Consider the following 26,257-nt stretch of genomic DNA (forward strand, 5'->3'; position numbering starts at 1 on the left):
GCGGCTGCCCGAGTGCCTGCCATACGTCGATATCTTCGGGCCACCGTCAGGAATTCCCGGGCAGTTGACAGGTGGGACCCCCATGCACCTCCGCACGATCGGGCTCGCGGCCGTGGTGGTGCTCACCGTCCTGCTCCCGCTGGCCGGCGCATCCGCGGAGCCCGAGCCCGGACCCGCACCCGACGACGCCAAGGGCGCTCCCCGCACCGCCTCCTCGCCGAAGCCGAAGCCGAAGCCGAACCCGAAGCCGTCGCCCGAGGCCGAGGCCGTGCCGGAGGGCGCACGCGACGCCGGGGGGTTGTTGGCCGGGGCAGGGGCGGCCGGTGACGCGCCCGGCGCACCCGGCACCGTGCCCGGTCTCGCGCCCCGTACCGCCGCGCAGTGCGGCCCAGAACTGAGCTCGCCCGAGGGGATCGAGGCGCAGACGTGCGTGCTGACCGAGGGCGCGAACGTCTGGGCGCGCGCGTACTACCGCAATGCGACGGGTGAGGAACTGCGCGCCGTACTCACTCTGATGGGGCCTGCCGGCCGGACCGTGCAGATGTATTGCGCGGTGGGCGCTGAGGACGAACCCGGTGTGTGTGAAACGCCGAGTGAACCGATCGGCGGAAAGGCCGCGCAATACACGGCGGTCTCGGAGTTCGCCGCTGGGGGAGGCAGGCCACTGCTGCTGCGTTCGGGGAGCAACTCGGCGAGGGCGGAAAGCAGTTGAAACCCGGAGGTCATGGGGGGCCGGGCGGGGAAAACACCGGCGCCGGCTCCGGAACGTCGAACGCCCGGCCGCTGGCGACGGGGGATGCACCAGCGACCGGGCTCCTAGAACCGTAACAAGAGATCTGCGGTTAGCAAATTCGATCCCTGTAATTCGGACAGGGATTCACCTGCCGCCGCAGGGAGTTGTGACGGGTATCACCAATCAACCGCCAGGAAACGTCCCCGCGGACCGGCCGTCACGGCAGGCCCGCGGGTGGCCGGACTGCGGGTCGACGGGCCGCGGGGGTGGGTCGACGGGCCGCGGGTCGGCCGGCCGGTTCAGCTGAGTGTGACCTGGCGGTTGGTGAGCCCGCCGCGCGCCCGGCGCTCCTCGGCGGTCAGCGGGGCGTCCGAGGCGAGCGCCGCGGTGAGCCGCTCCGCGAGCTCGGCGGCGGGCTTCTCGATGTCCTGCGCCGTCATTTCGCTCGGCAGGTCCCAGACCGGGACGACCATCCCGTGCGCGCGGAAGGATCCGACGAGCCGGGTGCCTTCGCCGAGCGAGGACGTACCGGCGGCGTGCAACCGCGAGAGCGCGTCGAGGAGCTGATCCTCGGCGTACGGCATGACCCAGCGCAGGTGGTTCTTGCCCGGGGCCTCGCACCAGTAGGCGGCGTCGACGCCGGTCAGCCGGACCGTCGGGATCGCCGCGGCGTTGGCGCGCTCCAGCGAGGCACCGACCTCGGGCGCCGCGTTCTCCGCGTCCGGCACCCAGAACTCGAAGCCGGAGTGCACGACCGGCTCGAAGGCCGCGTCGGGGTCGAGCAGGTCCTGCAGGCGCGGCCCGTCCGCCGGGGCGCGCTCGGCCACCACCGGGTTGCCGGGCTCGGCGGTCAGCGCACGCCGGAGCGTGTCCGCGAGATCGCGGCTGAGGTCGCCGGACGGGGTGTCGTTCTGGAGCCCGAGCAGCACGGAGCCGTCGTCGCGGCGCAGCGCGGGCCACGCCATCGGCAGCACGGTGGCCAGCGTCACGGAGGGGACGCCGTCGGGCAGCCCGTCCTTGAGCGTCAGCGGAACAGTGGCGGCGGGCACCAGCTCGCGCAGCGCGACCCAGTCCCCCTCGCCGGCCAGGCCCTCGAAGGGGCGCTGCACCAGCTCGGTGACGGCGTGCGAGGCGGTGCGGCCGTGGCAGGCCTTGTAGCGACGGCCGGAACCGCACGGGCAGGGCTCGCGGGCCCCGACCACCGGCACCTCCCCGCTGGTCACCTGAGGCTTGGCCTTGGTCTGGAGGCGCTTCTTGGCCATGCGTGGCTTCTCCCGTTCACGGCAGTGCTGTGTCGGGCGCGAGCCTAGCCGCTGCACCGGGCGGGAACGGCCCGTCGCGGGGCACGGCACCCCGCGCGGGGCCCGGGGCCGGTCGCCAGAGGCTCGCGTACTCGTCGCTCGTACGGGCCTTCGCTCGTCCGTGCCTTCGCTCGTCCGGACCGGGCGTCCGGCTATGCCGGTCGGTCGACCCGGTCGCCCCACTTGACCGGGTCGACTCAGTCGACGTCGTCGAGCACATCGGTGAAGGTCAGATCGGGGACGGCGACGCGCGTAGCGAAATCCTCGCGCCGATTGCCCTCTCGGACCACGGCCCACACGGTGACCTCTCCGACCGCGTTGTCCTGTACCCCCCAGTCCCGGGCCAGCGCACTGATGATGTTGAGCCCGCGACCGCCGCGCGCGGTGACAGACGGAGTGGCCGGAACTGGTCGGGTCGGACCACCGCCGTCCGTCACTTCGACGGTCAGCCCGCCTGTCGGGTCGACGCGCCACGCGGCGCGGATGTCGCCGTCCCCCACCTCCGCCTGTCCCAGCGGTCTGCCATGACGGCAGGCATTGCTGAGCAGTTCGGAAAGGATCAGTACCGCATCGTCGATGACCGAATCGGTCATTCCATTTCCGTGCAATTCGTCACGCATACGACGTCTCGCATCACCCACGCCCGCAGGGCCGTGGGGTACGGCCATGCTTGACGACGTGGGCACTTCCTGTGCCACCACAAACGCCACCCCCGAGACCTCCTTCGCCCCACGCCACGGAGTGAATGCCCCAATGGCCTGGACCGGAAACCGGCCAAGCGTGGAGCAGTGACGCACTCGTGCGATCGAATACGGAACGAATGCGCCGGTGTACTCCCTGTAGTCGTCATTAGAGTCGACCGAGTTGCGACAAGACCTGCTTCGGGCGGTTCGTGATGATTGCGTCCACACCGAGGCGGACACAGAGCTCGACGTCCTCCGGCTCGTTCACCGTCCAGACGTGCACCCGGTGTCCCGCGCGGTGCAGCCGCGCGATGTAACCGGGGTGATTGCGGACAATGCGCATACCGGGACCCGCGATGCGCGCACCGGCCGGAAGCCGTCCGTCGCGCAGCCGCGGTGAGACGAACTGCATCAGATAGACGGTGGGGATGGTGGGCGCGCCGGCGGCCACGCGATGCAGTGAGCGGGCCGAGAAGCTCATGATGCGTACGGGTGAGGGCTCGTCCGCGTCGGGTGCGTCGAGGCCGAACTGCTTCAGCAGGAGGAGCAGTCGCTCCTCGACCTGACCGGCCCAGCGGGTGGGGTGCTTGGTCTCGATGGCCAGCTCGATGGGGCGATCGGCGTCCGAGACCAGTTCGAGCAGGCGCTCCAGGGTGAGTACGGAAGTCAGCTCACCCCGGCCGGGATCCCAGTCCGGGGACTCCTCGCGGTCCTTCCAGGAGCCGAAGTCGAGGGTGGCGAGATCGGCCAGTTCGAGGGCGGAGACGGCGCCGCGGCCGTTCGATGTGCGGTTCACCCGGCGGTCGTGCACGCAGACGAGGTGTCCGTCCGCGGTGAGCCGTACATCGCATTCGAGGGCGTCCGCACCGTCCTCGATCGCCTTCATGTACGCGGCCAGGGTGTGCTCGGGGGCGTCCTCGGAGGCACCCCGGTGAGCGACGACTTGAGTGGTGTGCTGCCGTGCTTGGGTCACCGCGTCATGGTGTCACCGAGGCGGGGTAGGAGCGCACCCGAGGGACCCGGCAGGAAGGTCGGCCGGGTCCCTTGCGGGACGCCGTCCGGATGCCTTGCCGAACGCTTGGGAGCGCGCCGGTTTTGACCGATATAAAGGATGATCGGTGGATGCACAGGTAGTGCTTACGGCGCGCTGACGCCCGGTGGGAAAAGCTGACAGCGGACACTTGCACAGTTGAACGCCGACGAGACTCAGACAAAGACTTCACACAGGACACAGGGACATTCAGACCGAGCCTGATGTGGGACCGAGGAGAAGAGAGCTGTGAGCACCGAGAACGAGGGCACTGCGGTTCCGGCCGCCCCGTCTGCACCTCCCGCACCGGCCGCTCCCGAGCCCGACTCCGCGACTGCGGCACAGCAGCCCGGACCTGGGGCCGGGCCCGTCCCGGCCGCCGAGCAGTGGCCGCCGCCGGCCGCCGCGCCGGAGCAGCCCGCGCACGCCCCACAGCCCGGCCCGGTGCCCGCCGGGGCGCCGCAGACCCAGGCCGGGGGCGCCGGCTGGCCCCCGCCGCCGCCCGCGTACCCCTCGTACGGAGGAGGCGGCGGCGACCACGGCGGCGGCCCCGCGTGGGGCGCGCCCATGGCAGCGGTGCCCCCGGCCCCGAAGAAGCGCACCGGCGGTCTGGTGGCGGGTGTGCTGGCCGCCGCGCTGATCGCGGGCGGCGTCGGCGGCGGCATCGGCTACTGGGCCGCGGAGCGCAACGACAACCCCAACGACTCGACCACCGTCTCCGCGGCCGGTGACCTCAAGGACTTCAAGCGCGAGCCGGGCACGGTCGCGGCGGTGGCGGGCAAGGCGCTGCCGAGCGTCGTCACCATCCAGGCGCAGGGCGGCGACGGCGAGGGCGGCACGGGCACCGGATTCGTCTACGACAAGGAAGGCCACATCGTCACCAACAACCATGTGGTGGCTTCCGCGGCCGACAGCGGCGCACTGTCCGTCACCTTCTCCAACGGCAAGAAGTACCAGGCCGAGGTGGTCGGCCGGGCGCAGGGTTACGACGTAGCCGTACTGAAGCTGAAGAACGCCCCGTCCGGCCTGGCCCCGCTGCCGCTGGGCGACTCGGACAAGGTCGCGGTCGGCGACTCGACGATCGCGATCGGCGCCCCCTTCGGCCTGTCGAACACGGTCACCACCGGCATCGTCAGCGCGAAGGACCGCCCTGTCGCCTCGGGCGACGGTCAGGGCAGCAAAGCCTCGTACATGAGCGCCCTGCAGACCGACGCCTCGATCAACCCGGGCAACTCCGGCGGCCCGCTGCTGGATTCACGCGGCGCGGTCATCGGCATCAACTCGGCCATCCAGTCCGGCGGCGGCAGCGGCGGCTTCGGCCAGTCCCAGGCGGGCTCCATCGGCCTGGGCTTCGCGATCCCCGTCAACCAGGCGCGGACCGTCGCCGAGCAGCTGATCAAGACCCGTGAGCCGGTCTACCCGGTGATCGGCGCCACGGTCGCCATGGACGAGAAGAGCACGGGCGGCGCCAAGGTCGCGGACAGCGGCGCGGGCAACACCGCGGCGATCCCGCCGAACAGCCCGGCCGGCAAGGCGGGCCTCAAGCCGGGCGACGTCATCGTCAAGCTCGACGACCGCGTCATCGACAGCGGTCCGACCCTGATCAGCGAGATCTGGACGCACAAGCCGGGCGACAAGGTCACGCTCACTTACGAGCGCGACGGCAAGTCCTCCACGGTCGATGTCACCCTGGGCCAGCGCAAGGGCGACGACAGCTGACCGGCTAGGCTGTCCCCGCGTCACGGCACAGCCGGTGGCGCGGGGTGGGTTGCCCGAGCGGCCTAAGGGAACGGTCTTGAAAACCGTCGTGGCAGCGATGTCACCGTGGGTTCAAATCCCACACCCACCGCGTAGTTCGACGAACGTGCAGTGCAGAAGGGGCGCCTCCGGTGACGGGGGCGCCCCTTCTGTTGGTGCTTCAGTACGTCGTGGAGAGGCGCGCCGCGGAGGCGATGGTGGCTCGGGCCTCGCGTTCGGTCAGGCCTGTGTGGACGGCCGCTTCGGTGAGGGCGTCCGTGAGGGCGGGGCCGAGACCGTTCTCGTACGCGCGGCACGCGGCCCAGAAGAGGCGGGTGTTGCGCTGGCCCTCGTGTGCCGCGAGGACGAACTGGACCAGGCCGTGGCCGCGTCCGGGCGGGTCGGCGTGGGGGCCGGGTCGGTCCGTGGGGTGGTGAGGGCGTGCGGGGGGCGCGATCAGGCGCAGGAGTGCGCCGGGGCAGGGGGCCGGGGCGAGGTGCGCCGTGCCCGGTGCCGTGCGGTAGATGCCGCGTGTGGTGAGGGAGCCGGGGCCCACCAGGTAGCCGCCGGCGCCGCGGATGTCGATGCCCGGGGCCAGGCGGCTCGCGGAGTTGGGGACGACGACGTCGGGCGGCGCGGTCAGCCAGAGGTGGCGGCCGCCGCTGGGGGTGAGGACCACGACGGTCTCCGGAATCGTGAAGAGGTGCTGTAGGGCGAGGTGGCGGAGCGCTGCGGTGCTGTCGGAAGTGGTGGTGAGGGGGGTGGTGGTGAGGGTGGTGGCCGAGGTGGTGGTGGCCGAGGTGGTGCCGGGGAGTGCCCGTGCGCCTGGGGCGGGGGTGCCCGTGGCGGTGGTCTCCGGGTCCGGCTTGGTGTCCAGGTCGATGCCCACGAGGTGGTGCGGGGCCCGGCCGCAGGCGATGCCGTAGCCGGTGGACCAGGGCGCGGCGGCGAACAGGGCGCGGACGGTGGCGGGGTCGGTGCTGGCGTCGTGGACGCCGTGTCCGGGCTGCCCGCACTCGCCGCGGCACATGATCGGCTCGGCGGAGTCGCGGTGGGGGGAGCGCAGGGCGGGGAGCTTGGTCCGGGACAGGGGGATGACGGGGAGCCCGCGCTCGGCGGCGGAAAGAGCGTGGGCGAGGGCCAGGGTGGCGGCGCGCCGGTCGGTAGTGGCCATGCGTTCATGGTCGTACAAGCGTTCGAAGAAGGGAAGGGGGAGAGGGAGGGGGGAGGGAGGAGGGAGGGAGGGGGTGGATTGGTCGAAAATGTGACGGAACGCTTCTTCCCTTGCGGGGACCGGGTTCCGGCGGTGCTGACCGGCGTGAGCTGGGGGTTTGGGGGCGTGACGGGGGTTTATCGACATGTCCTCACGCTTGCGGGGGAATTGGGCCGTCCGGGCTGGTTCGCCGGGGATTCGATAGGCAAGTCTGATCTCGCGACGTCGTGACCAACGCCGTGGCGGTCGGCCAGCCGCCTCGGAAAGAAGCCGTACTTACCCAGTTCCTGGAGGAATTGACATGGCAACCACCCGTACCGCTCGCACCTTCGCCGTTCTCGCCGCGCTGCCCCTCGCGGCCGCCCTCTTCTCGGGTGTCGCGGTTGCCGACAACGGCGCTTTCGCGAACAACGGATCCAACGCGAGCGTGGCCACGGTCAGCGGAAGCGGTGTCGGTCGCGACAACAACGGAAATTCGACCACCACGCAGCAGGTGGCGACCGGTTCCGGCGCCTCCAATCAGAACAACACCGCGGCTGTGAACGGCTCCGGTTTCACTGCGATCGACCAGTCGAACGAGAACGTCGCGGTGAACTTCGCCAACCTCTGGTGAATCGCGGCCCTGTCGGGGCTTGTATCGCGGGGTGAATGACTGCCTGCGTGACGGTGCTTGGGCGCCGTCACGCAGGCAGTTCCCGTTGTGGGAGAGGTGTGGCGGGCGAGCAGGGGGAGGAAGCGGCGGGCGGGCGCGGCAGCGCGATGGGCAAGGTCCTCGACCTTGACAGCGCACGCGGAACTGACGGACAGTCAGAAACCCTGATCCGTAACGCCGTCGGAGGCCGCCGCCGTGCATCTAGCTCCCACCGCGCGCCAGCGGCAGCTGCGCGCAGAACTCCGTTCGTACTTCCGTGAGGTCATGCCGGAAGGGCGACGCGTCGAGGATCCGGCCGAGCAACGCGCCCTGGTCCGGCGGATCGGCGCCGACGGGATGCTTGGGCTCGGCTGGCCCGTCGAATACGGCGGGCAGGGGCGCGGGGCCGATGAGCAGTTCGTCTTCTTCGACGAGGCGTACCGGGCGGGCGCACCCGTCTCGATGGTCACGCTCAACACCGTCGGACCCACCTTGATGAAGTACGGGACGGCCGCGCAGAAGGACTTCTTCCTGCCGCGCATCCTGCGGGGCGAGATCGTCTTCGCGATCGGGTACACCGAACCGTCCGCCGGTACGGACCTCGCCTCACTCCGCACGCGCGCGTGCCGCGAGGGCGGAGACCCAGACGGTGAGGACAGTGAGGGTGCCGAGGGCGGTGAGTGGCTGATCGATGGGCAGAAGATCTTCACCAGCAACGCCCAGAACGCCGACTGGATCTGGCTCGCCTGCCGTACGGACCCGGCCGCCCCCAAGCACAAGGGCATCTCGATCATCCTGGTGCCGACGGACGCGCCGGGCTTCTCATGGACGCCGATCGAGACGGTGGGCGGGCTGACCACGACCGCCACGTACTACGACGGGATCCGGGTGCCCGTCACGAATCTGGTCGGCGAGGAGAACGCCGGCTGGGGCCTGATCACCAACCAGCTCAACCACGAGCGGGTGGCGCTCGCGGCGATCGGGATGCAGGCCGAGGACTGTTACGACCAGGCGCTGGCGTACGCCGCCACCCCCGACCCGGACACCGGCGAGCGGCCCGCGGACCGGCCCTGGGTGCAGGCGCGGCTGGCGGAGGCGTACGCCCGGCTCGCGGCGGTGCGGCTGCTCAACTGGCGGCTGGTCGGCGACGTGGGGGCGGACGCGCTCGCGCCGGGTGATGCGAGCGGCGTGAAATTCATGAGTACCGAATCGGCGGTCGCGGTGTACCGCATGTGCCAAGAGGTCACGGGTGAGGCCGGGTTGGTGCGGTCCGGTTCGCAGGGAGCCTTCGGGGACGGGGAGTTGGAGCGGATGAACCGGGCGGCGCAGATCAACACCTTCGGGGGCGGGGTCAGCGAGGTGCAGCGGGAGATCGTGGCGACCATGCGGCTCGGCATGCGCAGACCGAAGCGGGAACGGGCGAAGGCCGTGGAGGGGGCGGGCCATGAGTGACGATCCCGATGAGCTCCGGATGCCGGATGAGCTCCAGATGCTTGATGAGCTCCAGAGGTTCCACGCGCGGCTGAAGGCGTACGAGGGGCAGCCCGCCGCGACCTCCGGAGTCGGCAAGGACGCCGTCAACGAGCCCATGATCAGGCACTGGTGCGAGGCGATGGGCGACAACAGCCCGGCGTACAGGGGGCCGGGTGCGGTGGCGCCGCCGACGATGCTGCAGGCCTGGACGATGGGCGGCCTCTCGGGGCACACGGGCAGGTCCGGCGCGTACGACGAACTGTTCGAGCTGCTTGACGGCGCGGGGTGCACCTCGGTCGTCGCGACCGACTGCGAGCAGGAGTACCTGCGGGACCTGCGGCCCGGGGACCGCGTCACGTTCGACGCGGTGATCGAGTCGGTGTCCGGGCGCAAGACGACCAAGCTGGGCACCGGGCACTTCGTCACGACCCGGATGGACGTCAGGGCCGACGGGGCGCTCGCCGGTACGCACCGCTTCCGCATCCTCAAGTACGCGCAGGCGGACCGGAAACGGCAGTCCGCGGAGTCCACGAAGGCGGCTCGGCCCCGGCCCGTCGTCAACCGCGACAACGCCGGGTTCTGGGCCGGGGTCGCCGAGCACCGACTGCTGATCCAACGCTGCGAGAGCTGCGGGACACTGCGATTCCCCTGGCTCCCGGGGTGCAACGCGTGCGGCGCGGCCGAATGGGACACCGTCGAGGCGAGCGGCACCGGCACGGTCTTCTCGTACGTCGTCATGCACCGCCCGGCGTTCCCGGCCTTCGACCCGCCCTACGCGGTCGGGCTGATCGAACTCGCCGAGGGCGTGCGCATGGTCAGCAATGTGGTCGGCGTGCCCTACGACAAGGTGCGCATCGGCATGCCCGTACAGCTCGAATTCATGCGCGTAGACGCGGAATTGGAGCTGCCGGTCTTCAGAGGGGGCGCGGGCTGACATGGACTTCACACCCACCGAGGAGCAGGCGGCGGCGCGCGAGCTCGCGGCGCGCATATTCGGGGATCTGTCGACGCACGAGAGGCTGACCGCGGCCGGGACCGGCACGGACGCCGGGCTGTGGAAGGAACTCTGCGCGGCCGGGCTGCCCGCGGCGGTCGAGGAGACGGGGCTGCTCGGCCTGGTGCTGCTGCTTGAGGAGCAGGGGCGGACCACTGCGCAGGTCCCGTTCGCGGCGACCTGCGTGTACGGGCTGCTCGCGGTGGCTGCGCACGGCACGCCGGAACAGCGGGCCCGGCTGCTGCCCGCGATCGGTGCGGGCACGGTGGTGGTGGCCGGGGCGTTCCCCGCGCGGGGGGCGATACGGGCCGACGTATCCGGGACGCCGAACGGTACGGCGACGCCCGGCGCGAAGCCGAACGGCTCGGGGCCGACTGGCTCGGCGCCCGGCGCGAGGCTGACCGGTACGGTGCCCGTCGTGCCGTGGCTGCGTGACGCCACGTGGGTGCTGGTCCCCGATGCGGACCGGGGGCTCTGGCTCGTACCGACGGCCGACGCGACCGTGGGCGTCGAACCGGTGGAGACCACCGCACCCTGGTCCGCGGGCCGGCTCACGCTCACCGGGACGCCGGGCGAACGGCTGGGCGGGCCGGGGCCCGAGGCGTACGAGCAGGTGCTGGCGGCGAGTCGGACCGCCTTCGCGGGGCTGCAGGCCGGAGTGTGCGCGGGGTCCCTCGCGCGGGCTGTCGCGCACACCTCCACGCGCGAGCAGTTCGGCCGCCCGCTCGCCACCAACCAGGGCGTGCTGCTGCGGGCCGCCGACGCGTATATGGACACCGAGGCGATACGCGTCACGGCGTACGAGGCCGCCTGGCGCCACGACGCGGGCCTGCCGTTCGCCGCACAGGCGCTGACCGCCGGCTGGTGGGCGTCGGAGGCGGGGCAGCGGGTGGTGCACGCCGGGCAGCATCTGCACGGCGGGACCGGTGCGGACCTTGAGCATCCCGTCCATCGGCACTTCCTGTGGGGCCGGCAGCTTGACGCGTACCTGGGCTGCGGAAGTGAAGTCCTCGCGGAGCTGGGGCGGTTGCTGGCGGATACGGCAATGAGATCCGAGCGGGACACGGCAACGGAAGCCGAGCGGGACACGGCTACGGAAGCTGAGCCGGACCAACTGGGCCAGGAGGAGAAGCCGGTATGAGAGTCGGGCATGAGCTGCCACCGCTGGAGATCCCGATCACCCGCACGCTGATCGTCGCGGGCGCCGTCGCCTCCCGGGACTACCAGGACGTGCACCACGACGCCGAGGCCGCGCGGGAGAAGGGCTCCCCCGACATTTTCATGAACATCCTGACGACCAATGGCCTGGTCGGCCGTTACATCACCGGCCACTTCGGCCCCGAGGCCCGGCTGCGCGCCGTGAAGATCCGCCTCGGTGCCCCCAACTACCCCGGCGACACCATGGTGCTCACGGGCACCGTGGTGTCGATCGACGAGGACGGCACCGCCGAGGTGCGGGTCGTCGGCGCCAACGGGGTCGGCGACCATGTCACCGGAACCGTGCGCGTCGCCCTGCCCGCCGAATCCCTGCTCGCCACCGTGTCGGCCACCGTGCAGGCCACGATGTCGGCTGTCCGGTCGGCTGTCCGGTCGGCCGTCCCGGGAGGGGACCGATGAGCGTACGCGGAGCCGACACCCTGGGCGGGAAGGCGGCGATCGTCGGCATCGGGGCGACCGAGTTCTCCAAGGACTCCGGGCGCAGCGAGCTGAAGCTGGCCGTCGAAGCCGTGCAGGCGGCCCTCGACGACGCCGGGCTCACCCCGGCCGATGTCGACGGCATGGTGACGTTCACCATGGACACCAACCCCGAGATCACCGTCGCCCAGGCGGCCGGCATCGGCGAGCTGTCCTTCTTCTCCCGCGTCCACTACGGCGGCGGCGCGGCCTGTGCCACCGTTCAGCAGGCGGCCCTCGCGGTGGCGAGCGGAGTCGCCGAAGTCGTCGTCTGCTACCGGGCGTTCAACGAGCGCTCCGGGCGTCGGTTCGGCTCCGGGGTGCAGCACCGCGAGCCATCGGCCGAGGGCGCCGCGCTCGGCTGGTCGCTGCCGTTCGGGCTGCTCACCCCCGCCTCCTGGGTCGCCATGGCCGCCCAGCGCTATCTCCATACGTACAACCTGACGCCCGAGGCGTTCGGCCATGTCGCCGTCACCGACCGCAGGCACGCCGCCCGGAACCCGGCGGCGTACTTCTACGGGAAGCCCATCACGCTCGCCGATCATGCCGCGTCACGCTGGATCGTCGAGCCGCTGCGGCTGCTCGACTGCTGTCAGGAGACCGACGGCGGGCAGGCGGTCGTGGTGACGAGCGTTGAGCGCGCCAGGGACCTCGCGCAGCGGCCGGCCGTGATCACGGCGGCGGCGCAGGGCGCGGGCCGCCGCCAGGAGGCGATGACCAGCTTCTACCGCGATGGCCTCACCGGGCTGCCGGAGATGGATGTGGTCGCCCGTCAGCTCTGGCGGACGTCGGGCCTCGGCCCCTCCGACATCGATGTGGGCATCCTCTACGACCACTTCACGCCGTTCGTGCTGATGCAGCTGGAGGAGTTCGGATTCTGCGGCCCGGGCGAGGCCGCGGACTTCGTCGCCGCGGACGGTCTGCCGCTGAACACGCACGGCGGTCAGCTCGGCGAGGCGTATCTGCACGGCATGAACGGCATCGCGGAGGCGGTCCGTCAACTGCGCGGCACCTCGGTGAACCAGGTGCCCGATGCGGCCACGACTCTGGTCACGGCGGGCACCGGGGTTCCCACGTCCGGGTTGATCTTGGGTGCGGATGGCTGAGGGCGGGGTGTGAGAGGCCCTCGGCACCGGGGGAGGCACCTTGACTCTCCCTATGAACCTACGACTGTGGGCATCGCGCCTCCTCGGATACGCGCTCGTGCTGGCCGTCACGATCGGCGTGCCGACCGCAGCGGCGCAGACACCGACGCAGACACCGGCACGGGCGCATGTACCCGTACCCGCGCCCGCACAGGCGCCCGCTCCGGCCCCCGCGCCCCCCATGCCCGCCCCCGCGCCCCTCGCTCCCGCCCCCGTGCCCCGCCCCCTGTACTTCCGTGGCTGGGCCTTCGACACCTGCACCGCTCCCTCCCTCGCGACCATGCGGGCCTGGCGTTCCTCCCGCTACCAGGCCGTCGGTGTCTACTACGCGGGCCGCGGTCGCGCCTGCCGCAAGCAGCCGAACCTCAGCAGGCGCTGGGTGTCGGCCGTGGACGAGATGGGCTGGCGGGTGCTGCCCGTCTTCGTCGGATCGCAGTCGCCCTGCGTGCTGGCCAGGAACAAGAAGGCCGTCAGGATGGGCCGCGCCCCCTGGCGCCAGGGCAAGCGGGAGGGCGCGCACGCCGTCCGTCGCGCCAAGGCGTACGGCATGGACCGGGGCAGCGCCCTCTACCTCGACATGGAGGCGTACGACCTGCGCAACAGCCGCTGCGCCCGCACCACCCTCGACTTCGTGCGCGGCTGGAACCGCACAGTGCGCCACTACGGGTACGTCCCCGGCTTCTACAGCAGCGCCGATTCCGGAGTGCGCCACGTGGAGGGCGCCCGCAGGGCGGGGGTCAAGGACCTGCCCACGGTGATGTGGTTCGCCCGCTGGCACACCGCGCCGTCCCTGTACGGCGAGCGGTCACTGTCTCCGCGCGCCTGGCACCCGCACCGCCGGATCCACCAGTACGCCGGCAACGCGACGGAGAAGCACGGCGGCCGCCGCATCAGCATCGACCGCAACAAAGTCGACGCCCCTGTCGCCCGCATCCGCCGCTGACCTGCGAAGCAGCCCCGCCTGTTCCACGCACCCCCGAGATCCGACCCTTACGGAAAGGCGTACTCCCTCCACCTTCAGGAGGTGGGGCAGGCACCCGTTCTACAACCTGAGGCGGACCCACCTTCGGGACCTGGGGCCGATCCGCAACGGTAGTGCCCGCTCCTAGCTTGGACCTATGACCACGCTTGTCTGCACCAGCGCATCCAAGGCAGCGACGCCGACGCCCTACCCCTCGTTCTCCACGTACGTACGAGCCCGGGGGCCCGTACTGCTGCGTACCGCGCGCTCGCTCACCGCGAACCCGTGCGACGCGGAGGACTTGCTGCAGACCGCGCTCACCAAGACCTACGTCGCCTGGGACCGCATCGAGGACCACCGGGCCCTCGACGGGTATGTCCGCCGCGCCCTGCTCAACACCCGCACCTCGCAGTGGCGCAAGCGCAAGGTCGACGAGTTCGCCTGCGAGGAACTGCCCGAGCCCGAGGCCGTCCCGGCCACCGACCCCGCCGAGCAGCAGGTGCTGCACGACGCGATGTGGCGCGCGGTCCTGAAGCTGCCGGAACGACAGCGCGCGATGGTCGTCCTGCGCTACTACGAGGATCTGAGCGAGGTCCAGACGGCCGAGGTGCTCGGGGTGTCCGTCGGCACGGTCAAGAGCGCGGTGTCCCGCGCCCTCGGCAAGCTCCGCGAGGACCCGGAGTTGGCGACGGTCCGCTGATTTCCCGGGAATCGCCGGATTCCCCGGACCCGCAGCGGACTCGTGCTCTCGAACCTGCTCCCGAACTGCTCGCGCCGACTCCGGAACTGCTCGCGAATTACTCCCGAATTACTCTCGAAGTAGTGACATACCGCGTGGTACGTGCGCAGAATCAGCGCAACCTTACTGCCGCGGCCCCTCCTTCTGAGGTGGCCCCCAGACCCGCTGCCCACCGGGAGGACGCCGTGCTGAGCACCATGCAGGACGTACCACTGACCGTGACCCGCATTCTGAATCATGGAATGACGATCCATGGTGGCTCACAGGTCACCACATGGACCGGTGAGAGCGAGCCGCACCGCCGCAGCTTCGCCGAGGTCGGCGAGCGGGCGGGCCGCCTCGCGAACGCTCTGCGCGACGAACTCGGAGTCGTCGGCGACCAGCGCGTCGCGACACTCATGTGGAACAACGCAGAGCACGTGGAGGCGTATCTCGCGGTCCCCTCCATGGGCGCCGTGCTCCACACTCTCAATCTTCGGCTGCCCGTCGAGCAGTTGATCTGGATCGTGAACCACGCGGCCGACCGCGTCGTCATCGCCAACGGCTCCCTGCTGCCGCTGCTCGCGCCGATCCTCCCGCACCTGCCGACCATCGAGCATGTGATCGTGTCGGGCCCCGGTGACCGTTCGCTGCTCGACGGTGTCGGGCCGAGCGTGCGGGTGCACGAGTACGAGGCGCTGATCGCGGACCGCCCCACCACGTACGACTGGCCGGAGCTGGACGAGCGCACCGCCGCCGCCCTCTGCTACACCTCGGGCACCACCGGCGACCCCAAGGGCGTCGTCTACTCGCACCGGTCCATCTACCTGCACTCGATGCAGGTCAACATGGCCGAGTCGATGGGCCTGACGGACAAGGACACCACCCTCGTGGTCGTGCCCCAGTTCCACGTCAACGCCTGGGGCCTGCCGCACGCCACCTTCATGACCGGCGTCAACATGCTCATGCCGGACCGCTTCCTGCAGCCCGCCCCGCTGGCCGAGATGATCGAGCGCGAGAAGCCGACGCACGCGGCGGCCGTCCCCACGATCTGGCAGGGTCTGCTCGCCGAAGTCACCGCCAACCCGCGCGACCTCACCTCGATGGCGACCGTGACCATCGGCGGCTCGGCCTGCCCGCCGGCGCTCATGGAGGCGTACGACAAGCTCGGTGTGCGGCTCTGCCAGGCCTGGGGCATGACGGAGACCTCACCACTCGGCACCATGGCCAACCCGCCCGCCGGTCTCACCGCCGACGAGGAATGGCCGTACCGCATCACCCAGGGCCGCTTCCCGGCCGGCGTCGAGGCGCGGCTGAAGGGCCCGGCCGGCGAGGCCCTTGCCTGGGACGGCGAGTCCGCCGGTGAGCTGGAGGTACGCGGTGCCTGGATCGCGGGCGCGTACTACGGCGGTGCGGGCGGCGAGGACTTCAAGCCCGCCGACAAGTTCAGCGAGGACGGCTGGCTCAAGACCGGCGACGTCGGCGTGATCAGCGCCGACGGCTTCCTCACCCTCACCGACCGCGCCAAGGACGTCATCAAGTCCGGCGGCGAGTGGATCTCCAGCGTCGAGCTGGAGAACGCGCTGATGGCCCACCCCGACGTCGCGGAGGCGGCGGTCGTCGCCGTGCCGGACGACAAGTGGGGCGAGCGGCCCCTGGCGACCGTGGTGCTGAAGGACGGGGCGACGGCCGGCTACGAGGAGCTGAAGTCGTTCCTGGGCGGCCGGATCGCGAAGTGGCAGCTGCCGGAGCGCTGGGCGATCATCCCGGCGGTCCCGAAGACCAGCGTGGGCAAGTTCGACAAGAAGGTGATCCGCAAGCAGTACGCGGCGGGCGAACTGGACGTCACGCAGCTCTAGGGGTGTCCGGACGGTAGAAGGGCCCCGCACCAGGCGAATTCGCCTGGTGCGGGGCCCTTCTACCGTCTTGCGCGATGTTCGCGTACGTACGGATCAGTTGGTGCCGATCTTCGCCAACAGGTCCACGATGCGGCCCTGTACGTCGCTGCTGGTGGAGCGCTCCGCGAGGAAGAGCACCGTCTCGCCGGAGGCGAGCCGGGGGAGCTCGTTCTCGCTGAGGCCGGCCGAGGTGTAGACGACCAGCGGGGTGCGGTTCAACTGCCCGTTCGCACGCAGCCAGTCCACGATCCCGGCGCGCCTGCGGCGTACCTGCATCAGGTCCATCACCACCAGGTTCGGCCGCATCTGCGTCGCCAGCGTGACCGCCTCGGTGTCCGTCGCCGCGCGTGCGACCTGCATACCGCGCCGCTCCAGCGTTGCCGTCAGGGCGAGCGCGATCTCCTCGTTCTCCTCGATGAGCAGTACGCGTGACGGGTGCTGCTCGCTGTCGCGCGGCGCGAGCGCCTTCAGGAGTACGGCGGGATCGGCGCCGTACGCCGCTTCGCGCGTCGCCTGCCCAAGACCGGCCGTGACCAGCACAGGGACCTCGGCGGCGACGGCCGCCTGGCGCAGGGACTGGAGCGCGGTGCGGGTGATCGGCCCGGTCAGCGGGTCGACGAAGAGCGCCGCGGGGAAGGCGGCGATCTGCGCGTCGACCTCCTCGCGGGAGTGCACGATCACCGGGCGGTAGCCGCGGTCGCTGAGCGCCTGCTGGGTGGAGACATCGGGGGCCGGCCAGACCAGCAGGCGGCGCGGGTTGTCGAGCGGCTCCGGGGGCAGCTCGTCGTCGACGGGCTGCGGCTGGGGCCGGTTGGCCACCTCCACGGCGCCGTTGGGCCCGTCCAGGGGCTCGGGGCCCTCGGAGCCCTCGTCGGGTGCTCCTATCGCGTACGCCCGCCCCTCGGCCTGCGCCGACATCCGCTGCTGGGGCGGGCCCTGGGGATGCGGGCGGGGGGCGGTCGGCTCGTCCGGTGCGGGGGTCTCGGCGGACGGGGACGCCGGGGACGGCTCCGCCTGCTGCCGCTCGGAGAGCTTGCGGCGGCGGCCGGAGCCGAGCGTCTGGTTCTGCTGCTGGGCGATCTGCTGCGCGAAGGGCATGCCCTGCCCGAGGGTGCGCACGCTGAACGCACGCCCCTGCGTCGAGTCGGCCGGCATCGGCGCGGGTGCGGGAGCCTCGGCGGGCAGCGGCTGGGCCGGGGGCAACGGCTGTGCGGCGCGCGGCTGCTGGTGCCCGGGGGCGGGGCCGGGGGCGAAGGGGGTGGGGTTCCTGCCGTTGCCGCGCTCCTCGTCACTGTCCTCGTTGTCCTCGCGGCCGCCCCCGCTCACCGAAGCGGGCCAGGTCTGCGTCGACCCGATCGCCGTGGTGGTGGCCCCGACGGGAGCCGTCCCGCCGGCTGCGGCCCAGCTCTGGGGCGCGGCTACAGCGGCGCCGGTGTCGTGGGCGGCGGGTGCGGCGGGTGTGCCGTAGGCGGCCTGTGCGTTCTGTGCGCTCTGCGGGTTCTGTGCGTCCTGTGGCACGGATTCGCCGGGGAGTTGGGCGGATCGTGCGGGCTGCTGCGGCCCGTCCTGCCGCCCCCTGCGCCGCCCCGTCGGGTTGGTCACCGGATGCGGCTGCGGCGGGGTGTGGTCGGCGCTGGGATCGGACCGTACGGCGTCATGGCGACCCGGCAGCGAGGCGTCCGCCGCACCGGCCGTCGGCGGCACCCGGTCGGCCTCGGCCGGCGGCAGCGCGAACGCGGTCCGCGCACCGCCCTGGCCCAGTGCCTGGCCCTGTGTCTGATTCTGTGTCTGGCCCTGGGGGTGCCCTTCGGACCGCTCCTGCGCCGGGGCGAGCGCCCGCCGGGCACGCCGTCCGGCCGCCTGCTGTTGCTGCTGGGCGTTGCTCCCGGCGGGGGGCGCGGCGGGCAGGGCGGGGAGCGCGCGGGGGCCCTCGTACGCCCCCTCCCCACCACGCCGTGCGCGGCGCCCTGTCGGGATCGGGACATCGGTGGGCACGCCCTGGGGCGGCACCGTCTCGCCGAGCGCCGCGCGCCCGGTGCCGTGCGCCCCCTCGGCGGCCGTCACGACCGAGCCCTCGGCGGGCGCCGGGATCCGGCCGGCGGGGGCGATGGCGCGCAGCTCCACATCACTGCCGACTCCGCCACCGCTGCCGCCACTGCCGCCGCCCGTCGGCTCCTCGACATGGCTGGGCCGACCACGCCTGCGGCCCGTGCCTCCGGAGCCGGGCCCGGAGGTCTCGCCCGAGTTCTGGGCCGGAATACGCTCCTGCTGACCGCCACCGGACTCGTCCGGCGTACCACGGCGCGCCCTGCGCCGACCGGTCGGCGGGACCGGCTCCCCGTCGGCACCGACAGCGAGGTTCTCGCCCGGCCGCCCGTTCTGACTGTTCTCCCCGTTCTCCCCGCTCTCGTTCTTCTCGTGCTGCTCGTTGCCCAGGAACGCGTTGGTGGAGGCCCGCCGGGCGCGCCGCCCGGCCCCGTCCGTGCCCGTCTGCTGACCGGGCAGCTGCGCCGAGGTGGGCGTGTCGTCCCGGCGCGTCGGCTGCGGCACCGCGACAGCGACCGTCCCCGCACCGTTGCCGAGGGGGACTTCGAGTACGTACGCACTCCCGCCCATCCCCGGCACCTCATGCGTCTGCAGCACCCCACCGTGCGCCTGCACGATGCCCCGCACGATGGGCTCGTGCACCGGGTCTCCCCCGGCGTACGGCCCGCGCACCTCGATGCGTACGACGTCACCGCGCTGCGCCGCCGCGACCACGATTGTCGAGTCCAGGTACCCGCCACCGGCCGGCGCTGCGGGCGCCTTGCCCGTCGAGTCGATCCCGGCCACGTCGGCGACCAGATGCGCGAGAGCTGTCGCCAGCCGTACCGCGTCCACCTCGGCCTCTATCGGCGGCGCATGCACCGCGAACTGCGCGCGGCCCGGCCCGATCAGCTCGATCGCACCGTCCACACCGGCCGCCACGACCGCGTCGAGCAGGACCTTCTGCTTGTCCAACTGGACCGTGCCCGCCATGAGCCGCTGGAAGCCCAGCACGTTGTCGACGAGGGTGGTCATCCGCGCGTATCCGGCGGTCAGATGGTGCAGGATCTGATTCGCCTCGGGCCACAGCTGGCCCGCCGGGTCGGCGGCGAGCGTCCCCAGCTCGCCGCGCAGCTCCTCAAGGGGCCCGCGCAGCGAGTCGCCCAGGACGGCGGTCAGCTGGGCCTGCCGGCCGGCCATCTCCTCGTACCGCGAGGTCTCCCGGTCGAGCACCTCGGCGTGCTTTTCGACCAGTTCGTCACGGAGCCGGGTTTCCCGCGTGAGCGCTTCGGTGTGCTTTTCGACCAGTTCGTCGTGGAGCCGGGTTTCCCGTGCAAGCGCTTCGGCGTGCTCCTCGACCAGTTCGTCGTACGGGCGGCGGTCCGTGAAGGTCATCACCGCGCCGACGAGCTGGTCGCCGTCACGCACCGGGGCGGTCGTCAGGTCGACGGGAACCGCCTTGCCGTTCTTCGCCCACAGCACCTGCCCGCGCACCCGGTGCTTACGACCGGACTTGAGGGTGTCGGCGAGCGGTGACTCCTCGTACGTGAAGGGGGTGCCGTCCGCGCGCGAGTGCACGGCGAGCGGGTGCAGCTCCTTGCCGCCCAGGTCGCTCGCCCGGTACCCGAGGATCTGCGCGGCGGCCGGATTGACCAGGACGACCCTGCCGTCCGTGTCCGTACCGACCACACCTTCGGAGGCGGCCCGCAGGATCATCTCGGTCTGGCGCTGCGAACGGGCCAGCTCCGCCTCGGTGTCCATGGCGCCCGACAGGTCCCGCACGACGAGCATCAGGAGCTCGTCGCCGGTGAAGCTCTGCCGGTCGTGCTGCGCGTCCCGCAAGGCGTCGCGGCCGTCCGCCAGATTCGCGCTGGTCACCTCGACCGGGAGCTCTGTCCCGTCGGTGCGCCGCGCCATCATCCTGGTCGGCTTCGTACGCCCTTGCTCGTCGGCGCCGTCCGCCCGCCGCATCGACCCCGGGATCAGCTTCGAGTCGAACCCCGGCAGCAGATCGAGCAGCCCGCGCCCGACAAGGCCGGTGCCCGGCGACTCGAACGTCTCTAGGGCGATGGTGTTGGCGTTCACGACGGTGCCGTTGCAATTGACGAGCAACAGCCCGTCCGGAAGCGCGTCGAGTATCGCCGCGAGGCGAGCAGCGCCTCGGGATGGCCTGCTGCTCACGACGACTGTTCCTCCCTGACGTACCGCACCTTGCCGACAGCCGTTCCCATCTTGCCCCTGGGGCCGCGTGCTGTCACTGGAGGGAGTCTAAAGGCAGGCGATGGCCGCGCGACGGCGGATGAGGGGGAGCTCTCACCGAGGTTGTGTGCGCGCGGGCGCACAACTGGGCCTGTCACACCCGCCGTGACCTGGTACGAGTCCCCCGCAGCCGGGGCCGAAACCGCTGCCGGAAGGGCTCCCCGGACCGCTCTTGTGTCCGTTTTAGGAACGCGCGTACGGCAGCACCGGTGCGACGGGAAGCGTCGGCAGCACCGGGGTCATCGTGTTCCAGCGGGAGATCTCGCAGCCGTCGCCGCGGCCGAAGACGGCATCGACGGGCCGCCCCTGCCAGCTCCCGGTGACCCGGGCGGTGGCGGCCCCGCCGTACTGCTGCGTGCACATCTGCCCCTCGGGCACGGGCGCGAAGGGGTCCTCGCCCTGCCCGGCCAGCTCCCCGAGCCGGTCACAGGCGGCCTGCGCCCGCGGATGGCTGCCCCCGGTGGGCCCGCACTCCAGCGTGTACGTCGCGTCCGCGGCGGGGTCCCCGGTCTCGGAGGTGGTCACGGTGAGCCGGTCCTCCCCGGAGTGCAGCAGCGGCACGGGGAGGGGACCGCCGGCGGCGATGGCGCCGGGCGCGGTGACGGACAGCGCGGCGAGGGACGCGGCGGCGGTGAGAACGAGGCGGCGCAGCATGCGGGCTCCTGGGGCGTGGGGGTGCGTGGGGACACGAAGGGACGGGACTCCCTGCTCCCTACTAACGCTCCACAGCCCTTGGCGTTGCGCCACAGGAACGGTTTTGCTCTGCGGCCGGGGCGCCTAGTACCGTGGGAAGCGATTGGTGACAGCCCGCAAGGCTGTGACATCATCTGCACGCACCCACTCGCGCAGGCGAGAGCGTGTGCTGGAGGCGTCGCCTAGTCCGGTCTATGGCGCCGCACTGCTAATGCGGTTTGGGTTTTAAAACCCATCGAGGGTTCAAATCCCTCCGCCTCCGCGTGTGATCACCGAAGCCCCGGTCCCCAGGACCGGGGCTTCGGCCGTCCACGGCCGTCCCTCACCACGCAGGCACCGCACAGGGCCGTTCGGGTGCTCTTCAGGGGCTCGCTCGGGGGCCGCGCAGAAGGCTGTTTCCGCAGCTCAGACGGGGTCCGGCTAATGGATTTCGTATGGCGGCGCAGGTCATGTAATGTTGTTCTCGCAACGCCGACGGGGCAGGAAACGCCCCGGACGCCAAGCACTCGTAGCTTAACGGATAGAGCATCTGACTACGGATCAGAAGGTTGCAGGTTCGAATCCTGCCGAGTGCACAGAGAAACGCCAGGTCAGGGCCCTGATTCTCCCAAGTGGAGGTCGGGGCCTTTCTGTTGACGTCTCACAGAATCTCACGCGTCGCTGTCCGTGACTGTTTGATTACAGCTCAGCCGAGCAGTTCCATCAGCTTCTCCGAGCCCGCCTTCAGAGACTGAAGGTCCGGGTGGACGTACGTCCGCTTGGTGAAGGACAGGTCGCTGTGACCGGCCCACGCCGAGACGACCGTGTCCGGCACGCCGTTGTTCGCCATCCACGACAGGCAGGCGTGGCGCGCGTCGTAGAGCCGGGTCTTGCGGACGCTGGCCGAGGCCATGAGCTTGTACGCCTCGCGCCGCAGCTTGTCCGTCCTCCAGTCCTTGCCGGGATCGTCGACCACGACGCGGCCGGACGCCTCGTACCCGTCGCCCGCCTTGAGGCGCTCGCGCAGCTGGCGGGTATGGAAGGCCTTCAACGCCTGCAGGACGACCAGGGGCAGCGGGAGCCAGCGGTCTCCCGCCACCGATTTGGTGTCCTTTTCGATTACCTTGCCTGCAACCAGCGTGCGCGTGATCTCGACACCGACAGTGCCGTGCTCCAGATCGATGTCCATCCAGCGCAGGCCGACGACCTCGGCAGGGCGCAGGCCGACCAGGGACAGAAGCATCACCGCGTGCAGCGGGGTGTTGGCGCAGTGCGTGAGGAAGGTCCTGACCTCATCCTCGTGCCAGGGCTTCCTCTCTTTCTTTTTCTTCCGAGCCTCTTTGCGGGCGGCGCGCGGGATCTTCACGTACTGGGCGACGTTCCTCGTGAGGACCTGGCGCCGGATGCCGAGTTCGAGAACGGCACGCAGGCGGCCCAGAGTCAGCTCGCAGGTGCGCACGCTCAGGCCGGTGCCGGGTTTGCCGCCGATGCGACGGGCCTTGGTGAGCATCCAGGTGATCAAGGCGTCGACTTCGTCCTCGGTCAGCTCCTGCACGGGCTTCTTCCCCAGGCGGGTGCGGACGTAGCGCATGGCGTCTTCGTAGGAACGCTTCGTGGCGGCCTCGACGTCCTTGGTCGCCTCCACCAGCCAGGCGTCGACGAGCGCCTCGACGGCCATCTTCGAGGGCGCGACATACGTTCCCTGGGAACGCTGATGCCTGATCCGGGTGTACTCGGCCTCTGCCTCCTTCTTGGTGTCCTTGGTGACGGTGAGCTGCTTGCGCTTGCCCGTCTGCGGGTCCTTGCCGACGTCGATGACGAAGCGGTAGCGGACCGTTCCGTCGTCGAGCGTTATTCCCTTGATGGGATCTGGCATCAGCCTTCTTCCTGTTGTTCTCCGAACGGCGCCCAGCTTTGCCACCCTTGGGCATCGCTGACGGCGTCAACCAGCTCGCGGACGGCCCTGTCGTAGGCGTCCACGGCTTGCTGCGGTGCATCCAGGAGGGCGCACAGGTGGCCGAACTGGTTCACCGGGGGCAGGGCTTCTTCCATCAGCTCGCGGCCGTGCTCACGGAACCAGCCGACGGTGCGGAACTTGACCTGCCCAGTGGTGGCTGGGGCCTGCGCGGGCTCCGGCTCGGGCTCGTTGGTGCCGAGTTCGAGCCGGCTCGGTTCCTTGCCCGAGAGGACCGCCTGCATGCTGCCCACACCCCATCCCAGAGCCTTCTCGATCTGTGTCAGGCTCTGCGGCCAGCGCAGCCCCCTGGGTACGCGGCCCTTCTCGGCACCGCGCACGCTGCCGACAGAGACACCGGCCCTGTCAGCGAGTTCCTCCTGCAGCAGCCCGTGGCGCTCGCGTTCAGCACGGACCACGGCTCCGAGGTGCGCCCAGGTGTCAGGGTCCTTGGTCCAGGGCATGCGGTGTTCTCCCTTTGGCGCTGGCGCTGGCGCTGGCGGTGGCGGTGGCGCCCTCCTTATTAAGAGGATGTCTCACGTGGTGAGTTTGGCGAGTTTCACGGCTTCCCCTCTACCTGGTCTCAAGTCACCGGTCGCGACGGTGGCGGGCGGCACTGGTTCTACCGGGCCGACCGACGCCTGCGGTCGCGCTCCTTCAAGACAGAGGACTCGACATTCGTGCGGAGGGCGGGTACGTAGTCGCCGCTCCGTCAGCGCACCCCTCCGGGCGCCGGTACATGAGCGTCCCGGACGTGATCGCCCCCGCTCCGGAATGGCTGCAGGAGATGGCCGGTGAGGCGCCGGAGAGCGAACCGTCGGACCTGTGCCTCCCGAAGCGGGTGCTGGCAGCGCTGCACGCTCCTTACGGGCAGAGGAACGAGGCATTGTTCCGGGTGTACCGGTGGTCGCTGTCGGTCGGCATGGAGGACATGGAAATCACCAGTCTGGTCTTGGCCTACCCGCTGGCCAGCAAGGTCCGGAGCAAGTCAGATCCGCTGGGGTGGCTGCTGGACGACATCCAGCGGTACCGGATGCAGCATGTTGAGCCGCTCGGGTTCTCCCCGGTGGAGCACATCGAGATCACCCAGGAGTACGTGGCCACCCTGCCCTCCTCTCCAAGGAAGGTCATCACCTGCGTCCAGAACCTGGCTGTGGTCCGAAGGAACAAGCAGGTCACCGTCTCCCGTGGGGAACTGGCCATCCTTGCCTCGGTGAGCTGTGGCACGATCACCAACTCCCTGAGCAGGCTGATCGCGAGGGACACGCTCCTTTCCTTGGTAGGAGTCAAGAAGACCTCCGGCACCCTAGCCAACTCCTTCCACCTTCGGATCCCCCCACAGGTCATCAGAGGATTGGACGGGAAGGCCAGAGGTGGCCACCTTCTGACCCCCACCAGCCCCACAGCAGACTCTGTGTTTGGTGGGGGTCAAAAGTTGGCCACCTTGACGCCTGGCCGGGTTGACCCCTCTCACGACGCCAGCCGGTGGCAGGCCCTGGGCTCGTCCTGGCGTTACCTGGAGCAGCTCACCACCTCGAAGACCAGGAGTCGGCCCGAACACGAGCTGAACACCTCCTCGCGCAGCGCCCGCCGGAACCTCCTTCGCCTGGTCGAGTTCGGCTTGGTTGTACGGGAGGGCTACACGTACCGACGAGCGGACAACTGGCGAGAGCTTCTGGAAAACGTCGCCGAGAAGCACGGCACCGCCGGACGCAAACAGCAGGAGTTTGACCGCCTTGAGCGCGAGCGTCTAGCCCGGCGCCTGGCCCGGGTCGAGTACGCCCAAACCCACGGCGTCCCGATGAAGCGCAACCAGCCCGAACTCCCAGTCGTGGCCGCCTAGCCCGACCACCGCATAGGAGCACTCCGTGCTCATCAGCAAGGAGCCGCAAGCCCACCAGCGCCCCGCAGAACCCGTCCCCGCGCCGAGGAGACCCAGGCCCGCCCACCTGGATGACGCGGCGACTTCCAGGACCCGCCTGCAGGGGCCCAGGTGGCCTCCCTGCGGATGTTGACTCGACGACCTCTACAGCCGGGCGCCGGAGGGCGTCTGACGCACCACCAGGGACGGCTTGTAGGGGACGTCCCACCACCCCCTACACCCGGGATCCACCACCTCTGCCCGGATCAGCCGCACCAGGCCCACGACCCCGAGACGCTCCCGCTCCCCGCCCTGGCCTCGCTCGCCTGAGAGGGTTGCCGGCTCAGCACGCTCTTCGCTGGCGCTGCCGTGCACAGTCTCGCGGGCGTTGCTTGCGTCTGCCTGCCGACATCCCCGAGATCCTGGGGACGGTCGGCGTCCATGCTCGCTCTCAAGGGCCTGCAGCGACTGCTGCTTCCTGCGTCCTGACGCGCAAGGGCGGAGCCATCTACTGGAGGTTGGGAATCATGAACTCTGCTGGCCGAGAGGCCAGGGCTGATGCGTTCTCAGCTGGCGAGATGAGCTGATCGCCTGTGTACGTGGCGGTTCGGGTGGTTGGCCCGGTTGGGGAACGAGAAACGCGACCCCCGATGATCAAGGTCCTTGAAGCCTTTGATCATGAACAGGGGTCGCGTTCGCGTGCCATCCTCCCTGATCGGTGTCCTGCATCGCCACCGCAAGGACGCCGGCCTGCCCTGCCCACTGCCTGACGGTCCTGAACTCTCCTCGCTGGCCGACGTCTTGGACCGGCTGCCCGATCCCCGGCGTGTTCGCGGCCGCCGCTACCAGCTGGGCGCACTGCTCGGGTTGTGTCTGCTGGCGGTCCTGGGTGGCGCCACCACGCTGGCCGGCACCGCACGGTTCGCCATCGACAGTCCTTGCGAGGTCCGGGCACGGCTCGGACTGACCCGTCTCCCGCGCGCCACGACGCTTGGCCGTCTGCTGGCCCGGATCGACGGCGACGCGCTCGATGATGCCGTCGGTGCCTGGCTGGAACGCTTCTCACGCGACCCCGTCGAGAACGCCGGCCCGGAGCTGGCCGGGCTGGCGGTCGACGGCAAGGCAGTGCGGGGCAGTCGCGACGGGACCCAGTCGGCCGTTCATCTGCTCGCCGCCGTCCTGCACGAGGGCCAGGCGGCCATCGCCCAGCGACAGATCGCCGCCAAGAGTCGAGTAGCCGGGGGGAGTTTCACCCCCCGGCTCTCGCAGAACCGTGCGTAAAGATCTCTCTTTAC

At 70.8% G+C, this 26,257-nt stretch carries 21 protein-coding genes and 3 tRNA genes; 16 read left to right on the top strand and 8 right to left on the bottom strand.

Annotation, left to right across the window (positions count from 1 at the left end):
- Nucleotides 1–82: 82 nt before the first annotated feature.
- Entirely contained in the window at nucleotides 83–712 is a 630-nt protein-coding gene (locus ABCR94_RS04445) for a hypothetical protein (protein WP_347117662.1), read from the top strand.
- A 320-nt stretch (nucleotides 713–1,032) separates the two neighbouring features.
- Here ABCR94_RS04445 and ABCR94_RS04450 read toward each other — a convergent pair whose 3' ends face one another.
- From ABCR94_RS04450 to ABCR94_RS04460, 3 genes are all read right to left on the bottom strand, one after another.
- Nucleotides 1,033–1,995, bottom strand: coding sequence for a DUF5926 family protein (locus ABCR94_RS04450; protein ID WP_347117664.1), 963 nt, complete (start codon nucleotides 1,993–1,995; stop codon nucleotides 1,033–1,035).
- A 236-nt stretch (nucleotides 1,996–2,231) separates the two neighbouring features.
- Nucleotides 2,232–2,831: an ATP-binding protein gene (locus ABCR94_RS04455; RefSeq protein ID WP_347117665.1), complete on the bottom strand. Its 600-nt coding sequence runs from the start codon at nucleotides 2,829–2,831 to the stop codon at nucleotides 2,232–2,234.
- Between the two features lie 52 nt (nucleotides 2,832–2,883).
- On the bottom strand, nucleotides 2,884–3,690 hold the full coding sequence (locus ABCR94_RS04460; protein WP_347117667.1) for a glycerophosphodiester phosphodiesterase: 807 nt from the start codon (nucleotides 3,688–3,690) through the stop codon (nucleotides 2,884–2,886).
- A 306-nt stretch (nucleotides 3,691–3,996) separates the two neighbouring features.
- Between ABCR94_RS04460 and ABCR94_RS04465 the strand changes: the two genes are divergently transcribed.
- Both ABCR94_RS04465 and ABCR94_RS04470 read left to right on the top strand, forming a co-directional pair.
- Nucleotides 3,997–5,466, top strand: coding sequence for a S1C family serine protease (locus tag ABCR94_RS04465; RefSeq protein ID WP_347117668.1), 1,470 nt, complete (start codon nucleotides 3,997–3,999; stop codon nucleotides 5,464–5,466).
- A gap of 43 nt (nucleotides 5,467–5,509) precedes the next feature.
- Nucleotides 5,510–5,596: transfer RNA gene (locus ABCR94_RS04470), tRNA-Ser, on the top strand.
- A gap of 69 nt (nucleotides 5,597–5,665) precedes the next feature.
- Here the strand turns inward: ABCR94_RS04470 and ABCR94_RS04475 are convergent.
- Nucleotides 5,666–6,658, bottom strand: coding sequence for a bifunctional DNA primase/polymerase (locus ABCR94_RS04475; protein WP_347117670.1), 993 nt, complete (start codon nucleotides 6,656–6,658; stop codon nucleotides 5,666–5,668).
- A 340-nt stretch (nucleotides 6,659–6,998) separates the two neighbouring features.
- Between ABCR94_RS04475 and ABCR94_RS04480 the strand changes: the two genes are divergently transcribed.
- From ABCR94_RS04480 to ABCR94_RS04520, 9 genes are all read left to right on the top strand, one after another.
- Entirely contained in the window at nucleotides 6,999–7,310 is a 312-nt protein-coding gene (locus ABCR94_RS04480) for a hypothetical protein (RefSeq protein WP_347117672.1), read from the top strand.
- Nucleotides 7,311–7,544: 234 nt separating this feature from the next.
- Nucleotides 7,545–8,780, top strand: a complete 1,236-nt coding sequence (locus tag ABCR94_RS04485) for an acyl-CoA dehydrogenase family protein (RefSeq protein WP_347117674.1) — start codon at nucleotides 7,545–7,547, stop codon at nucleotides 8,778–8,780.
- A 37-nt stretch (nucleotides 8,781–8,817) separates the two neighbouring features.
- Nucleotides 8,818–9,735 (top strand): bifunctional MaoC family dehydratase N-terminal/OB-fold nucleic acid binding domain-containing protein, encoded by a 918-nt coding sequence (locus ABCR94_RS04490; RefSeq protein WP_347118453.1) that lies wholly within the window; start codon nucleotides 8,818–8,820, stop codon nucleotides 9,733–9,735.
- 1 nt (nucleotide 9,736) lies between these two features.
- Nucleotides 9,737–10,936: an acyl-CoA dehydrogenase family protein gene (locus ABCR94_RS04495; RefSeq protein ID WP_347117676.1), complete on the top strand. Its 1,200-nt coding sequence runs from the start codon at nucleotides 9,737–9,739 to the stop codon at nucleotides 10,934–10,936.
- A complete protein-coding gene (locus ABCR94_RS04500) occupies nucleotides 10,933–11,412 on the top strand; it encodes a MaoC family dehydratase (protein ID WP_347117678.1) in 480 nt (159 codons plus the stop codon). Before ABCR94_RS04495 ends, ABCR94_RS04500 begins: the two co-directional genes overlap by 4 nt.
- The gene (locus ABCR94_RS04505; RefSeq protein ID WP_347117680.1) at nucleotides 11,409–12,575 is read left to right on the top strand and encodes a lipid-transfer protein; all 1,167 of its coding nucleotides are present in this window, start codon (nucleotides 11,409–11,411) and stop codon (nucleotides 12,573–12,575) included. The genes ABCR94_RS04500 and ABCR94_RS04505 overlap by 4 nt, the downstream gene beginning before the upstream one ends.
- 52 nt (nucleotides 12,576–12,627) lie before the next feature.
- Nucleotides 12,628–13,557, top strand: a complete 930-nt coding sequence (locus ABCR94_RS04510; protein WP_347117682.1) for a DUF1906 domain-containing protein — start codon at nucleotides 12,628–12,630, stop codon at nucleotides 13,555–13,557.
- Nucleotides 13,558–13,732: 175 nt separating this feature from the next.
- The gene (locus tag ABCR94_RS04515; RefSeq protein ID WP_347117684.1) at nucleotides 13,733–14,275 is read left to right on the top strand and encodes a SigE family RNA polymerase sigma factor; all 543 of its coding nucleotides are present in this window, start codon (nucleotides 13,733–13,735) and stop codon (nucleotides 14,273–14,275) included.
- Nucleotides 14,276–14,499: 224 nt separating this feature from the next.
- Nucleotides 14,500–16,152, top strand: coding sequence for a long-chain fatty acid--CoA ligase (locus tag ABCR94_RS04520; RefSeq protein WP_347117686.1), 1,653 nt, complete (start codon nucleotides 14,500–14,502; stop codon nucleotides 16,150–16,152).
- A 93-nt stretch (nucleotides 16,153–16,245) separates the two neighbouring features.
- Here ABCR94_RS04520 and ABCR94_RS04525 read toward each other — a convergent pair whose 3' ends face one another.
- Both ABCR94_RS04525 and ABCR94_RS04530 read right to left on the bottom strand, forming a co-directional pair.
- Entirely contained in the window at nucleotides 16,246–20,397 is a 4,152-nt protein-coding gene (locus ABCR94_RS04525; protein ID WP_347117688.1) for a PAS domain-containing protein, read from the bottom strand.
- A 261-nt stretch (nucleotides 20,398–20,658) separates the two neighbouring features.
- Complete coding sequence (locus tag ABCR94_RS04530; protein ID WP_347117690.1) at nucleotides 20,659–21,129, bottom strand: SSI family serine proteinase inhibitor; 471 nt, start codon at nucleotides 21,127–21,129, stop codon at nucleotides 20,659–20,661.
- A 210-nt stretch (nucleotides 21,130–21,339) separates the two neighbouring features.
- On the opposite strand from ABCR94_RS04530, the gene ABCR94_RS04535 reads away from it, so the two are divergent.
- A tRNA-Ser gene (locus ABCR94_RS04535) sits at nucleotides 21,340–21,430 on the top strand.
- Nucleotides 21,431–21,670: 240 nt separating this feature from the next.
- Nucleotides 21,671–21,743: transfer RNA gene (locus ABCR94_RS04540), tRNA-Arg, on the top strand.
- A 110-nt stretch (nucleotides 21,744–21,853) separates the two neighbouring features.
- Here ABCR94_RS04540 and ABCR94_RS04545 read toward each other — a convergent pair.
- Both ABCR94_RS04545 and ABCR94_RS04550 read right to left on the bottom strand, forming a co-directional pair.
- Nucleotides 21,854–23,023: a tyrosine-type recombinase/integrase gene (locus ABCR94_RS04545; RefSeq protein WP_347117692.1), complete on the bottom strand. Its 1,170-nt coding sequence runs from the start codon at nucleotides 23,021–23,023 to the stop codon at nucleotides 21,854–21,856.
- The gene (locus ABCR94_RS04550; RefSeq protein WP_347117694.1) at nucleotides 23,023–23,565 is read right to left on the bottom strand and encodes a helix-turn-helix domain-containing protein; all 543 of its coding nucleotides are present in this window, start codon (nucleotides 23,563–23,565) and stop codon (nucleotides 23,023–23,025) included. The genes ABCR94_RS04545 and ABCR94_RS04550 overlap by 1 nt, the downstream gene beginning before the upstream one ends.
- A 113-nt stretch (nucleotides 23,566–23,678) precedes the next feature.
- Between ABCR94_RS04550 and ABCR94_RS04555 the strand changes: the two genes are divergently transcribed.
- Complete coding sequence (locus ABCR94_RS04555; protein WP_347118454.1) at nucleotides 23,679–24,944, top strand: bifunctional DNA primase/polymerase; 1,266 nt, start codon at nucleotides 23,679–23,681, stop codon at nucleotides 24,942–24,944.
- Between the two features lie 717 nt (nucleotides 24,945–25,661).
- A complete protein-coding gene (locus tag ABCR94_RS04560; RefSeq protein ID WP_347117695.1) occupies nucleotides 25,662–26,243 on the top strand; it encodes a transposase family protein in 582 nt (193 codons plus the stop codon).
- Nucleotides 26,244–26,257: the final 14 nt, after the last annotated feature.

It is taken from the genome of Streptomyces changchenzhani (genome assembly GCF_039766235.1).
Classification (GTDB): Bacteria; Actinomycetota; Actinomycetes; order Streptomycetales; family Streptomycetaceae; genus Streptomyces.